Raw genomic sequence first — 13081 nt, forward strand, 5'->3', positions numbered from 1 at the left:
GTCAGATCGGCAGAGTCACCTGGGAGACGAATACATTGCGAACCCACCCGACGAACTGATCCCACAGCCCGGTCACCAGCGCGATACCGACGGCGACGAGCAGCAGCCCCCCGATCACCTGAATCGTCCGCGAATTGCGGCGCAACCACCCGACCCCGCGCAGCGCGCTGGCCGACCCGAACGCCAGGATCACGAACGGCAGCCCGAGACCCAGGCAGTAGGCGACGATCAGCGCCACCCCCCGGGCGGCGGTGGCGCCCTCGGTGCCCGCGGACACGGCCATCACACCGGACAGCGTCGGGCCCAGGCACGGCGTCCAGCCGAGCGCGAACACCGCACCGAGCAGCGGCGCACCGACGACACCGGTCAGCCGTCGCGGATGCATCCGGGTGTCGCGCTGCAACGCCGGGATCAACCCCAGGAACACCAGGCCCATCACGATCGTCACGACGCCGCCGAGCCGTTGCAGCAGTTCACGATTCACGTTGAGGGTCTGGATGAGCCCGAACACGGTCGCCGACGCCAGCACGAACACGACCGTGAACCCGGCCACGAAAAGCCCCGCCGCCCCCGCGACCCGCATCCGCCCGGACCGCGTGACCAGCCCGGCCCGGTCACCGTTCGCCTCGGCCACCGTCACCGGCGGCGCTTCGGCGCCCACCAGCCCGGCGAGATACGACAGGTATCCGGGCACCAGCGGCACCACGCACGGCGACGCGAACGACACCAGCCCGGCCAGCACGCAGGCCCCGAGCGCCAGCAGCAGCGGCCCGGACGCCGCGGTCTGCTGGAACGAATCCCCCACCGCCGCATACACCCTCACCACGCCCACCCCCGCGGGCACAACCGATCGGATCTCACTGCGCGCCCTCCGCGGCGATGCCGTCGACCACCGGTTGCAGGTCCTCGGCCAGTAGCGAGCGCAGGAAGACCGCGGCTACCCGGTGCTGCCGGTCGAGCACCAGCGTGGTGGGGATGACGCTGGTGGGGAACTTGCCGCCGAGCGCGAGCAGGGTGCGCATCTCGGGGTCGTAGATCGAGGGATAGCCGACGTGGAAATCGGTGACGAAGTCCTGCGCCTTGTCGCGCTGCGGATCCCGGACGTTGATGCCGACGAACGCGACGCCCTTCGCCTTCGACTGCTCGTAGACCTGCTCCAACGCGGGCGCCTCGGCACGGCACGGACCGCACCACTGACCCCAGAGGTTCAGCACCACAACCTGATTCGGGAAGTCGGCCACCGAAAGGGTCTTACCGGGGTGCAGCAGATCCGGTCCGGACAGCTTGCCGATGGTGCCGCGGGACTCGGGCGGGTTGTACAGGATGTCGGTCTTGCCCCCGGGCGAGACGAAGTCGAAGGTGCCGCCACTGGCGACCGCGTCGGTGCCGGTCGAGCAGCCGGACAGCGCCGCCGCCAGCGCCACACACGCGACCAGCACGGCTCCCGCCGACCGCCACCGACCGCTCACGCCCCGGTCACCCGCGGATCCGACTCCCCGGCGGGCTCGGAGTAGACGATGTCGATGAGCGTATCGCCCTGGTACACAAGCGAAGTCACCGAGGCCAGCGAGCACTGTCGCTGCCGCGGATCGTGCCACAGCCGCTTGCCCTCGAGGAACCGCCGCAGCGTCCACACCGGCAGCTGATGCGACACCAGCACGGCCTCGTGGCCCGCCGCCTCGACCCGCGCCTTGTTCACCGCGGCCAGCATGCGGTGTGCGATCTGCAGATACGGCTCGCCCCAGGACGGGGTGAACGGGTCGCGCAGCTTCCACCAGTGCCGCGGCTTGCGCAGCGCGCCGTCACCGACCGAGACCCGCAGGCCCTCGAAGGTGTTGCCCGCCTCGATCAGATTGTCGTCGGTACGCACGACGACGCCGTGCTGCACCGCGATGGGCTCGGCGGTCTCCTGCGCGCGTTGCAGCGGCGAGGCCACCACCAGCGAGATGTCGTGGTCGGCCAGCGACCGGGCCACGGCCGTGGCCTGCGAACGGCCCGCCACCGACAGGCTGAATCCGGGCAGCCGCCCGTAGAGGATGCCCTTCGGGTTGTGCACCTCGCCGTGCCGCATGACGTGCACGATGGTCTCGGTGTCGGACGCCAGGTGGGCCGGTAGCACCGGTGTCGCACCGGTATCGGCGGCGGCTTTCGAGTCCTCGTCGCCGGTGGTCACGGCCGTGCCGTTGGTGGCGGTCGGCTCGTCGGAGGAGGTGGGGGCCGAGCCGGTTTCGAGCTGTTCGGATTCGCTCACGCGTTGGATCCTTCGGGTGTGGCGGCTGCCGCGGCCGCCGCGGCGGCGGGCAGGGCGGCGGCGATACGGGCGAATGCGTCCTCGTCGAGCGCGGCGGAGACGAACCACGTCTCGAACGCGCTGGGTGGCGCGTACACGCCGCGATCGAGCAGGGCGTGGAAGAAGGCCGGGAAGCGCCAGGTCGCGGTGGACTTGGCGGCGGCGTAGTCGGTCACCGGTTCGTCGGCGAAGAACACGCTCACCATATTGCCCGCGAATTGCACCACGTGGGGGACGCCCGCGGCGGTCAGGGCCTCGGTGAGCAGCCCGCCGAGCCGCTGCGCGTTGCGGTCCAGCGCGGCGTACATCGCGTCGTCGGCGGCGCGCAGCGTGGCCAGCCCGGCCGCCACCGCGACCGGATTCCCCGACAGGGTGCCCGCCTGATACACCGGCCCGGTCGGGGCCAGCCGGTCCATGATTTCGGCGCTGCCGCCGAACGCCGCGGCCGGCAGCCCACCGCTCATCACCTTGCCGAAGGTGTAGAGATCACCCGCGACGCCCTCCACGCCGTACCAACCGGCCGGGCTCACCCGGAACCCGGTCATCACCTCGTCCATGATCAGCAGCGCGCCGTGCTCGGAGGTGAGCCGGCGCAGGCCCGCGTTGAAACCGGGCAGCGGCGCGACCGTACCCATGTTCCCGGCCGCGGCCTCGGTGATGACACCCGCGATCCGGTCCGGGAATTCGGCGAAGGCGGCGGCCACCGCGTCGAGGTCGTTGTACGGCAGCACGATGGTGTCGGCGGCCTGCGCACCGGTGACGCCCGGCGAGGTCGGCAGGCCCAGCGTCGCCACTCCGGAACCGGCGTCGGCCAGCAGCGCGTCCACGTGGCCGTGGTAGCAGCCGGAGAATTTGATGATCTTGCTGCGGCCGGTGTAACCGCGCGCCAGCCGGACCGCGCTCATGGTGGCCTCGGTGCCGGAGTTGACCAGCCGCACCCGCTGCACCGGATCGACCCGGGCGGCGATGGCCTCGGCCAGTTCGATCTCCGCCTCGGTCGGCGCGCCGAACGACAGGCCGTCGGTCGCCACCCGCCGCACCGCGTCGACCACGGCCGGGTGCGCGTGACCGAGAATCATCGGGCCCCAGGAACACACCAGGTCGACGTAGTCGTTGCCGTCGGCGTCGGTGAGGGTGCTGCCGCGCGCGGAGGCGATGAATCGCGGTGTGCCGCCGACGGATTTGAAGGCCCGCACGGGCGAGTTCACGCCGCCGGGAATGATCGCGGCGGCGCGTTCGAAGAGGCTGGCGGAGACCGGCACGGGCGTCTGGGTCGCGCGCGGAGATGAACTCACGGCCTCCAGTGTCGCAGCCCCGCTCCGGACCGTCGACGACAGGGTGTAGTGGGGTGAGTCACGGCACACCACGGGCCGCCCGATACGACGACCGAGCACCCTCCTCGGGGTTTGCCCGAGACCTGATTTTCGTCGTTATGCACCAACAAATACGCAACACGCCGGAAGAACTTTCAGGCCATATTGATCGCTGAGCGATTGCTGGTCCGTACGCTCGGGGCACGACTCAGCCACGGCCGGGAGGGATTTCATGCGTACCGTCCTGTTCAGCACAGCCCTGTTGGTCGCCGGTCTCGCCGCCGCGCTCGGCGGTGCGGGCCAGGCCGCGGCGGGCGTTCCGGTGGCCCAGCCGGACCAGGGCCGGGTCGGGTGGACCCTGTCCCACGAGGAGACCGCCGCGCTCGCCGACGGCCCGGTCCCGGCGCTGGTCACCAAGGTCGTACCGCAGAGCCGGATGGGTGCGGGGCTGCATCCGGAGACCGGGCTCTACCGCGACGACAACGGCAACATCCACGCCTCACTGCGGCAGGTGATCATGGAGGCCGCCGCGCATCCCGACGGCACCGTGACCTTCTTCGTCAACGCGCCCGGTACCCGTGGATTCCGCGTGCTGGACATCTATCAGCGCTGGAACTGACGGCACTACGACAGCGGCACGCCGAGGCAGAAGACGGCGAAGCCGGTGGTCAGCAGGCAGTTCAGCGGATCCGGCAGGACGTCGAGCAGGGACGCCGGGGCCGGTGGCGCGACCGCGGCGGATTCGAGGGGCGCGGCCGTGGCGGGGACGACGGTGGCAGCGCCGACGGCTCCCGTGGCCGCCACTGTGAGGGCAATGCGTTTCACGAGATCTGTGCGCTTCATGCCGACCATTGTCCGCCCGCGACGGAGTTCCGCGCGGCAACTCGGCCCCGCTGATTCACCGCGAGCGCGCGCACCGGGCGACGAGGTCGATGACCGCCAACCCCGCGATCGCCACCAGCAGCGCGGAAAGCCCCAGCCAGGGACCCGAATAGCGAGTGGCCTCGAAGGCGGGCTGCTCCCCTGCCGCCGCGAACACGGTCCGGTCGATCCCGTTGCGCCAGCTCGGCACCGCGGCCCCGGCACACACCACGAGCAACACCAAATCGACGACGATCCACACCCGCCGCATCACAGTGCCCTCCTCGCATTCGCTGTCGAACTCGATTACGGCCGTAACACCGGGAGTTTCACCCGGGCTGCTCGGTGTCCCCGGATTCTGCGCCCTGGTCCGGTTCCGGAGTGGCATGGGCTTTCGCCACCGCGGCGGTGAGTTCCGCGCGCAGGCGGCGATGGTCGCGGGCCCATGCCTGCACCAGGCCGCCGTCGTCCAGTTTCAGGCCGATGCCTTTGCGGCGGCGCGGCACGCCGGTCAGTTCGCCGAGCGCGCGGGCCGACTGCCAGTCCCCGTCGTCCCCGGACTCGTCACCCCAGTCCTTGTCGTCCCAGGACTCGTCGTCGGGTTCGGGCAGCACCTCGGCGATGCGGCGCAGCGGGAGGGTTTCGGTGCCCTCGCGCAGGGCGGCGTCGGTGAGTTCGACGCTGACGTGCCGACGGCCCGCCACCACCTGCAACCACGCGAACCCGGCCAGCAGCGCGGCGCAGAAGGCCAGCCCGAACCAGTGCGCGCGCGACCCCAGCCCGATCTCCAGCAACAGGATGATCAGGCACAGTATCGGTCCGTAGGCGATCGTGCGCCAGCGAGCGCCGGGCTCCGCGAACAGCACCGTGGGCGCGGTCTCGTTCATGCGGGGAGAATCAGCCGACTGCTCCCGGGAGCAGCAGCACGGCGAGGGTGAGCAGACCGAACAGGATCAACAGGCTCAGCACCAGTACATCTCGCCGAAGGCTCTGCGGCTGCTGAATCACCACTCGCATCAATGCCTCCGCTCCACCGGAGCGCATCGCGTAACGCGATCCCGAGAACAACGCCCGAGCAACGACATCCGGTTCCCAAATCCTCTGTGACAGCCCTCACGATACATCCTGGCCCGTCGGTGACAAATTCCGCGTATCTTCTATCGGCCGCCGAGCCGGAAGATGGCATCGGATTCGCTTCTGCGGCAAAGGAACAGCGCACCGCCCGCGAGCACCGCCTGCAGAATGGCCGCGGCCCCCGCGAGCAGCGGGACCACCCCGCCGACCGCGCCGAGCCCGATCATCGCCCCGACCGCGCCGAACACCAGCACCACGGTCGCGATATCCAGCAGCGTGCGCGCCCACAGCTTCCCGCGGCCCAGCTGGTGCACGATCGCCAGCGCGCCGATCGCGAACGCCAGGCCGAACACCACGATCAGCACCTGCATCACCGACACGATCAACTCGACCTGCGCCAACGTGGCCTGCGGCTGCTGTTCGCGCACCTGGTCGAACAGCTCCCGGGCCAGGTCGTCTCGGCCGGTGAACCGGTCCAGCGCGCTCGCGACCAATCGCGCGACACCGAGCGCGATCACGGCCCACCACAGCTGACAGGCGGTACGGACATCCGTCGGCGCCGGTACGGGCCCCGGGTGTCCCGGCGGACTCCACTGATTCACGACAGCCAGTGTGCGGCCTCGGTCGCCCAATAGGTGAGCACGAAATCCGCGCCCGCCCGGCGGATACCCAGCAACGACTCCAGCACGGCGGCGCGGCGGTCGATCCAGCCGCGCTCGGCGGCGGCGGTGATCATCGCGTACTCGCCGGAGATCTGGTAGGCGGCCACCGGCACGGTCGAGCGATCGGCGACCTCGCGCAGGATGTCCAGGTAGGACATGGCGGGCTTGACCATCACGATGTCGGCGCCCTCGGCCAGGTCCAGCTCCAGCTCGCGGATCGATTCGCGGCGGTTGGCCGGGTCCTGCTGGTAGGTGCGGCGATCGCCCTGCAGCGAGGAAGCCACGGCCTCGCGGAACGGGCCGTAGAACGCCGAGGAGTACTTGGCGGCGTAGGCCAGGATGCCGGTGTCGGTGCGGCCCGCGGCGTCGAGCCCGGCGCGGATGGCGCCCACCTGGCCGTCCATCATGCCGCTGGTGCCGAGCAGGTCGGCGCCCGCCTCGGCCTGCGCGAGCGCCATGTCGACATAGCGGGTGAGGGTGGCATCGTTGTCGACGGCGCCGTCGGCGGACAGCACGCCGCAGTGGCCGTGGTCGGTGAACTCGTCCAGGCAGGTGTCGGCCATGACGACCGTCGCGTCGCCGACCTCCTCGGCCAGAGCGCGCAGGCCGCGGTTGAGGATGCCCTCGGGCGCGCTCGCCTGGCTGCCGGACGGGTCCTTGTCCTCCGGGCGGGGCACGCCGAACAGCATCAGCCCGCCGACACCCGCCGCGACGGCCTCGACGGCCGCCTTCCGCAGGGAATCCATCGAATGCTGGTACACGCCGGGCATCGAGCCGATCTCGCGCGGCTCCGAGAGGCCGTCGGCGACGAACATCGGCAGCACCAGATGCCTTGGCGCCAAGGTGGTTTCGGCTACGAGACGGCGCAGGGCAGGGGTCCGCCGCAACCGCCGCGGGCGGTCCATTCCGGTCATGAATCGCACGATACGCCCCGCTCCGGCGCCGGTCGCGAGCGCCTCCGGCACCGGCGTGCGGGCGATTTCGCCGTCGAGAGGCGGGCGTGAAAACCCTTGCGGTGCGCCGTTTTTGTCGGTGGGTCGGGGTAGAATCGAAGATGTGTTCGAAGAGACTCGATCAGGGTCTCCGATGGCGAGGGGAGGATCTCGTGCCCGCTACCGCACCGACGATCATCGACAGGCCCTATGTCCCGCTGGTGAAGCGGCGTCTGCCGCCGGGCCGCCCGCGGTCCTGGTATGTCACCCACAATCGCCGGCTGAAGGCACTGCGCCTGTCCATCGCCCTGCTCGACTCCGGCATCTACCGCGCCAGCCTGGCCGACAACGAAACCATCCGCCGCACAGCCCAACTCATCGGCCTCCACCCACCCTCGGACAAAACCTGCCGCCTCGTCCGAGACCTCATGCGCGCCCGCCGCTGACCCGGCGAAAAGCACGCCGGGATGGAAGGGTGCGCCACACGCTGGTGTACCCGGATGAGGCGGCGGTGCGCCACATCCCGGTACGTATCCGCGTGACGGTGACGCACCACGGGGGCGTGGTGGTCCCGTGGTCAGCGCACGTCTTTCCGGCATGCGTTGGCCGGTATCGCGCGAGGTCCCGGTCAAAGCGCGCCGGGCGGGGTTGGTACACGGCCACCCGTGGTGCGTCGCTCGATGTGGTTTGCCGTAGGCCATTGGTGTACGTAGGCCGTTGGTGTACGTAGGCCGTTGGTGTGCCGGTGCCGGGGTGGCACCGGCGCGCGGTCAGCGGCTGCGGCGGCTCTTTTTGCGGGGTGGGGGGAGGAGGCCCTCGGCGCGGAGGTGGGCGGCGTGTTCGGCGAGGGCGTCCACCAGGGGGCCGACTTGGGCTACCTCTGGCTGGACGTCTACGCGGAGGCCGAATTCGATGGCTGTTTCGGCGGTCTTGGGGCCGATGCAGGCGACGATGGTACGGGCGTGGGGCTTGCCGGCGATGCCGACCAGGTTCCGCACCGTCGAGGAGGAGGTGAACAGCACGGCGTCGAAACCACCGGTCTTGATCATCTCGCGGGTCTCGGCCGGAGGCGGCGAGGCACGCACCGTCCGGTACGCGGTCACGTCGTCGATCTCCCAGCCGCGGTCGCGCAGACCCTCGGCCAGAGTTTCGGTGGCGATGTCCGCACGCGGCAACAACACTCGGTTGACCGGATCGAAAACGTCGTCGTAGGGCGGGAAGTCGGCGAGCAGGCCCTCGGAGGACTGCTCACCGCTGGGCACCAGCTCCGGGTTGATGCCGAAGGAGCGCACCTTGTCCGCGGTGGCCTCGCCGACGCAGGCGATCTTCACACCCGAGAAGGCGCGGGCGTCCAGGCCGAATTCGCCGAACTTCTCCCACACCGCGCGCACCGCGTTGGTGGAGGTGAAGACCACCCACTGGTAGCGGCCGTCGACCAGACCCTTGACCGCGCGCTCCATCTGCGCCGGGCTGCGCGGCGGCTCGACGGCGATGGTCGGCACCTCCATGGGGATGGCGCCGTGCATGACGAGCTTCTCGCTCATCTCACCGGCCTGTTCCTTGGTGCGCGGCACGAGCACCGTCCAGCCGTACAGCGCCCGCGACTCCCACCACGACATCTTGGCGCGCTTCTCGACCTCCTTGCCGACCGTGACCACCAGCGGCCCGACCAGCTCGGAGGCCGCGGAGTTCAGCGTGGCCAGCGTCGCCTCGATGGTGCGCTGCTGGCGCGTGGTGCCGCGCACGGTGACCGCGACCGGAGTCTGCGGGGCCATGCCGTGCTCGACGAGCGCGCTCGCCGTCTCGGCCAGGTGGCCGGAGGTGGCGTGCAGCACCAGCGGCCCGGGCGCGCCCGCGACGGCCGCCCAGTCCACCTCGCCGCGCACGTCCACCTCGGTGTGGGTGGAGCCCAGCGCGATACCGGCGTAGGAGGGAACGGTGGTGCCCGACGGCAGTCCGGGCAGCACCTCGAACATCACATGCGAGCGGGTAACGGCATTGACCTCGGCGATCACCGAATCGGTGGTCAGCGGATCGCCGGAGACCAGCCGCACCACGTCGTGGCCGTTGCGCGCCTCGGCGATCAGCGTCTTGGCGACCTCGGCCGGCTCGCCGAGCGCCGGGCGCACGTCGACCGCGGGCTCGCCGTCGGGGCCGGGCTCCACCACGGTCCCGACCAGGGCCGACACGCCCTTGTCGACGTCGGGGTCGGTGAAGGCCAGCGTCGCGCGCCCGAGCACCTCGCGGGCCCGCACGGTGAGCAGCGCCGGGTCGCCGGGGCCCGAACCCACGAACAGGATCCGGCCCGGGTGCTTCTTCGTGGCTCGACTCATGCCCGCACCTCGCTGGCGCTCGGTGCCGGCATGCCCGAAGGCGTCGCGCTGATCATTCGCTCGCTGCGCTCGCTCATTGGTTGTTCTCCATTGGGCTGGGATTACTGAGGTCTGAAGAGGCGCTGTCGGCGCTCTGTTCGATGCGGCGTCCGCCGGGCCCTGCGTGGTTACGCAGGCTGCCTCCTTCGGGCCCGTCGCTACCGCCGAGCAAGTCGCGTGCCCCCAGCTCCAAGAGTTCACGCGCCAACGAACGGCCCAGCTGCTCGGCCTGTGCGAGCGAGCCGACCGCGGAGGCCCGGATGACGTCCGAGCCATCAATGGCCGCCGCGCATCCGCGCAGCGACAGTTCCTCGAACACCCGGCCGTCGTCGTCGATCGACTCCACCACCTCGGCCAGCGCGCCGACCGGCGCGGTACAGCCGGCCTCGAGCTCGGCGAGCAGCGACCGCTCGGCGAGCACCGCGGCCCGGGCGGCGGCATCGTCCAGATCCGACAGGATGGTCACGAGTTCGGAGTCTTCGACGCGGCATTCCACCGCCAGCGCGCCCTGGGCGGGAGCGGGCAGCATCTGCACCGGCTCCAGCGCCTCGGTCACCTCGTCGAGGCGGCCGACGCGGGCGAGTCCGGCGCGGGCCAGGATCACGGCGTCGAGTTCGCCGTCGGCGACCTTGCGCATTCTGGTGTCGATATTGCCGCGCAGCGGCAGCACCTCCAGCCCGAGGCCGAGCGCGCGCAACTGCGCGACCCGGCGCGGTGCGGAGGTGCCGACCTTCGCGCCCGGCGGCAGCGCGCCGAGCACCAGGCCGTCGCGGGCGACCACCGCGTCACGCGGGTCCTCCCGGGCCGGGATCGCGGCGATGACGAACCGGGGGTCGGGCGCGGTGGGCAGATCCTTGTACGAGTGCACCGCGATGTCGACGCTGCCGGCGGCCAGTTCGTCGCGCAGCGCGGTGGTGAACACCCCGACGCCGATCTTCTCCACCGGATCGGACGATTTGTCGCCGGCCGTCTTCACGACGACGAGTTCGGCGTACTGCCCGGCGGCGATCAGCGCATCGCGGACGGTACCGGCCTGGGTGAGAGCCAGGTGGCTGCCGCGAGTCCCGATGCGCCACGGCGCCACGGCCGTGCCTCGTGTGGTCATATCGTGCTCCTGCAGCGCTGCGTCGGTCACGATTTCCCCGGTCATGGTCGTAGTTTCGGTCACGCCGCCGGCCCCTGTCCGTCACCGGCCTGGCCGGTGGTGAAGTCGTCGGCCAACTCGCCCAGCGCCGCGATCTCCATCGGCGCCGCGACGGCCTGCGCCGCACCGGGCTTGAGTTCGAACAGTTCGCGCAGGGCCTCGGCGTAGGAGTCGCCGCCCGGTGTGGAGGCCAGCTGTTTGACCCGCACCGTCGGCGCGTGCAGCAGCTTGTCGACCACCCGGCGCACGGTGCGGGCCACTTCTTCGCGGTCCGGGTCGGCCAGGCCGGGCAGCTTCGACTCGAGCCGTAGCAGTTCGGCCTCGACCACGTCGGCGGCCCGTTGCCGCAGCGCCGCCACGGTGGGCGTCACCTCGGCCATCCGCTGACCGGACAGATACTTGGAAAGTTCCTCGGCGACGATGGCGCGCGCGGCGCTGGTGTCGTCGGCGGCCGCGCCCGCGGCCGGGTCGCGCTGCAGGGTCTCCATGTCGATCACGGTCACGTCGGGCAGGCCCGCGACGGCCGGGTCCACGTCGCGCGGCAGGCCCAGGTCGCAGATCACCATCTGGTGGTCGACCCGGGCGGAGTTCAGCGCCCGGTGCGCGTCGGCCAGCGTCACCACCGATCCGACCGCGCCCGTGCTCGTGATCACGATGTCGGCATCGGCCAGCGCGGGCACGAGCCCGGCCAGATCCGACGCCGACGCGGAGGCGTCGTGCATGGTCGCGGCGGTATGCGCCAGCCGCTGCGCGCGTTCCAGCGTCCGATTGACCACGGTGATGTGCCCGACCCCGGCGCGCGCCAGATGCGCCACCGCGAGTCCGCCCATCGCGCCCGCGCCGATCACCACGGCGGCACGACCGTCGAGCGGGCCGAGGACCGCGCGGGCCCGGTCGAGCGCGACCGACACCACCGAGGCGCCCGCCCGGTCGATGCCGGTCTCGGAGTGCACCCGCTTGCCGACCCGCAGTGCGTGCTGGGCCAGTTCGTGCAGGGTGCGACCGGCCGCCTGCTGCGCGTCGGCGGCGGCGTAGGCGGCGCGGATCTGGCTGAGCACCTGCTGCTCGCCGACCACCATCGAGTCCAGGCCGCTGGCGACCGCGAACAAGTGCTCGGCGGCGGCCTCGCTGTAGCGCACGTAGGCGTGCCTGGTCAGCTCTGGCAGCGGTAGACCGGAATGCTTGGCCAGCAGTTCGCCGACCTCGGCCAGACCGCCGTGGAAGGCGTCGACCACGGCGTAGACCTCGACGCGGTTGCAGGTGGAGACGATCATCGCCTCGGACACGTGCTGCGAGGCGAGCATGCGATCGGTCAGCTTGGGCCGGTCGTCCTCGGTGACAGCAACCTTCTCCAGCACCGCGACGGGCGCGCTGCGATGCGAAATACCGACCAGAAGCACGCTCATGGTGCCACCACCGATCCCTTGCTGTTTGGCTCCGTTGCCGAATGCTTGATGCCCACGTGCGACCGGTCCGCCACCCGGCGGCCGATCGGAGTGGACACCGCGGTCACGGTTTCGCCCGCGGCCACGCTGTGCGCCTCGTCCTGTGCGTCCGCCGCCGCGCTGCGTGCCCGATCGAACGACAGCATCTGCATCTCGACGGCGAGATCGACCCGGCGGACCTCCACCGACGCCGGTGCCTCCAGTGCCGTCGGCGAGAAGCTGAGGATGCACTGCACGCCCGCGGCGACCAGGTCGTCGCAGACCGCCTGGGCGGCCGCGTCGGGCACCGTGATGACCGCGATGGTCGGCGCGAGTTCGGCGACGGCACCGTGCAGTTCCGCGACATCGCGCACGGTCAGCCCGCTGACCTCCTCACCGACGATCGCCGGATCGGAATCGAAGATGCCGACCATGCTGAACCCGCGCCGCCGGAACCCGCCGTAGCCGACCAGCGCCCGGCCCAGATTTCCGGCGCCGACCAGGATCACGCGGTGCCCTTCGGACAGCCCGAGCACGTCCTCGACGCGGGCGCGCAGCTTGGCCACGTCGTAGCCGACGCCGCGCACGCCGTTGGGGCCGAGGAACGACAGATCCTTGCGCAACTTCGCGGAACCGACACCCGCCGCGACAGCCAGTTCTTCACTCGATACGATGAGCACACCCTCGTCGGCGAGCAGGGCGAGCACCCTGAGATAGGTTGCCAGCCGAGCTACGGTCGCCTGCGGGATGTCCTTCTGCAGAGCCCTGCCGGAGACGCCGCCTGGCGTCTCATGCTGCTCTGTCACGTCGTTCGGCTCCTCGTCCGGCCGGGGATAGGTGTCCGGTTCGCTGTGCACCGCCGACGCCGGAGGGGTGCCGGTATCGGTATGTCGGGGTTCGGGTGCTGCCGCTGCCTGCCGCAGTCGGTTCGCGTGTCACCACCGTAACTGCTTGTGAAGCCCTGCACAAAGTCGGTGAATTCGGTCACTCGAGGTTGGGCCGTGCCGTC

The 13081-nt window shown here is 70.8% G+C and carries 15 protein-coding genes; 2 read left to right on the forward strand and 13 right to left on the reverse strand.

Annotated features, from left to right (window positions below):
* Position 1: 1 nt before the first annotated feature.
* The 4 genes from NWFMUON74_RS32275 to hemL form a co-directional block, all read right to left on the reverse strand.
* Entirely contained in the window at positions 2–823 is an 822-nt protein-coding gene (locus tag NWFMUON74_RS32275) for a cytochrome c biogenesis CcdA family protein (protein ID WP_187685482.1), read from the reverse strand.
* Between the two features lie 34 nt (positions 824–857).
* Positions 858–1469, reverse strand: coding sequence for a TlpA disulfide reductase family protein (locus NWFMUON74_RS32280; RefSeq protein ID WP_187685483.1), 612 nt, complete (start codon positions 1467–1469; stop codon positions 858–860).
* Positions 1466–2071, reverse strand: coding sequence for a histidine phosphatase family protein (locus NWFMUON74_RS32285; RefSeq protein ID WP_187689550.1), 606 nt, complete (start codon positions 2069–2071; stop codon positions 1466–1468). Before NWFMUON74_RS32285 ends, NWFMUON74_RS32280 begins: the two co-directional genes overlap by 4 nt.
* Before the next feature lie 176 nt (positions 2072–2247).
* Complete coding sequence (gene hemL / locus NWFMUON74_RS32290; RefSeq protein WP_187685484.1) at positions 2248–3585, reverse strand: glutamate-1-semialdehyde 2,1-aminomutase; 1338 nt, start codon at positions 3583–3585, stop codon at positions 2248–2250.
* A 250-nt stretch (positions 3586–3835) separates the two neighbouring features.
* On the opposite strand from hemL, the gene NWFMUON74_RS32295 reads away from it, so the two are divergent.
* Positions 3836–4222 carry a hypothetical protein gene (locus NWFMUON74_RS32295; RefSeq protein ID WP_187685485.1) on the forward strand — a complete coding sequence of 129 codons (387 nt, stop codon included), beginning with the start codon at positions 3836–3838 and terminating at the stop codon, positions 4220–4222.
* Between the two features lie 5 nt (positions 4223–4227).
* Here the strand turns inward: NWFMUON74_RS32295 and NWFMUON74_RS32300 are convergent, their stop codons facing one another.
* The 5 genes from NWFMUON74_RS32300 to hemB form a co-directional block, all read right to left on the reverse strand.
* The gene (locus tag NWFMUON74_RS32300) at positions 4228–4446 is read right to left on the reverse strand and encodes a hypothetical protein (protein ID WP_187685486.1); all 219 of its coding nucleotides are present in this window, start codon (positions 4444–4446) and stop codon (positions 4228–4230) included.
* Between the two features lie 55 nt (positions 4447–4501).
* Entirely contained in the window at positions 4502–4738 is a 237-nt protein-coding gene (locus NWFMUON74_RS32305; RefSeq protein WP_187685487.1) for a hypothetical protein, read from the reverse strand.
* Positions 4739–4793: 55 nt separating this feature from the next.
* Positions 4794–5351 (reverse strand): hypothetical protein, encoded by a 558-nt coding sequence (locus NWFMUON74_RS32310; protein WP_187685488.1) that lies wholly within the window; start codon positions 5349–5351, stop codon positions 4794–4796.
* Between the two features lie 270 nt (positions 5352–5621).
* Positions 5622–6140, reverse strand: coding sequence for a hypothetical protein (locus NWFMUON74_RS32315; RefSeq protein ID WP_232110705.1), 519 nt, complete (start codon positions 6138–6140; stop codon positions 5622–5624).
* Positions 6137–7114 (reverse strand): porphobilinogen synthase, encoded by a 978-nt coding sequence (gene hemB / locus NWFMUON74_RS32320; protein WP_187685489.1) that lies wholly within the window; start codon positions 7112–7114, stop codon positions 6137–6139. Before hemB ends, NWFMUON74_RS32315 begins: the two co-directional genes overlap by 4 nt.
* A 191-nt stretch (positions 7115–7305) precedes the next feature.
* Here hemB and NWFMUON74_RS32325 point away from each other — a divergent pair, with 191 nt between their 5' ends.
* Positions 7306–7578, forward strand: coding sequence for a hypothetical protein (locus NWFMUON74_RS32325; protein WP_187685490.1), 273 nt, complete (start codon positions 7306–7308; stop codon positions 7576–7578).
* 324 nt (positions 7579–7902) lie between these two features.
* Here NWFMUON74_RS32325 and NWFMUON74_RS32330 read toward each other — a convergent pair whose 3' ends face one another.
* The 4 genes from NWFMUON74_RS32330 to NWFMUON74_RS32345 all read right to left on the reverse strand — a co-directional run bounded on the left by NWFMUON74_RS32330 (position 7903) and on the right by NWFMUON74_RS32345 (position 12878).
* The gene (locus NWFMUON74_RS32330) at positions 7903–9465 is read right to left on the reverse strand and encodes a bifunctional uroporphyrinogen-III C-methyltransferase/uroporphyrinogen-III synthase (protein WP_187685491.1); all 1563 of its coding nucleotides are present in this window, start codon (positions 9463–9465) and stop codon (positions 7903–7905) included.
* Positions 9466–9538: 73 nt separating this feature from the next.
* Positions 9539–10609 (reverse strand): hydroxymethylbilane synthase, encoded by a 1071-nt coding sequence (gene hemC / locus NWFMUON74_RS32335; protein WP_187689552.1) that lies wholly within the window; start codon positions 10607–10609, stop codon positions 9539–9541.
* Between the two features lie 59 nt (positions 10610–10668).
* Positions 10669–12054 (reverse strand): glutamyl-tRNA reductase, encoded by a 1386-nt coding sequence (locus NWFMUON74_RS32340; RefSeq protein ID WP_187685492.1) that lies wholly within the window; start codon positions 12052–12054, stop codon positions 10669–10671.
* On the reverse strand, positions 12051–12878 hold the full coding sequence (locus NWFMUON74_RS32345; RefSeq protein ID WP_187685493.1) for a redox-sensing transcriptional repressor Rex: 828 nt from the start codon (positions 12876–12878) through the stop codon (positions 12051–12053). Before NWFMUON74_RS32345 ends, NWFMUON74_RS32340 begins: the two co-directional genes overlap by 4 nt.
* Positions 12879–13081 lie beyond the last annotated feature (203 nt).

Origin of the sequence: Nocardia wallacei (genome assembly GCF_014466955.1) — a bacterium.
GTDB lineage: Bacteria > Actinomycetota > Actinomycetes > Mycobacteriales > Mycobacteriaceae > Nocardia > Nocardia wallacei.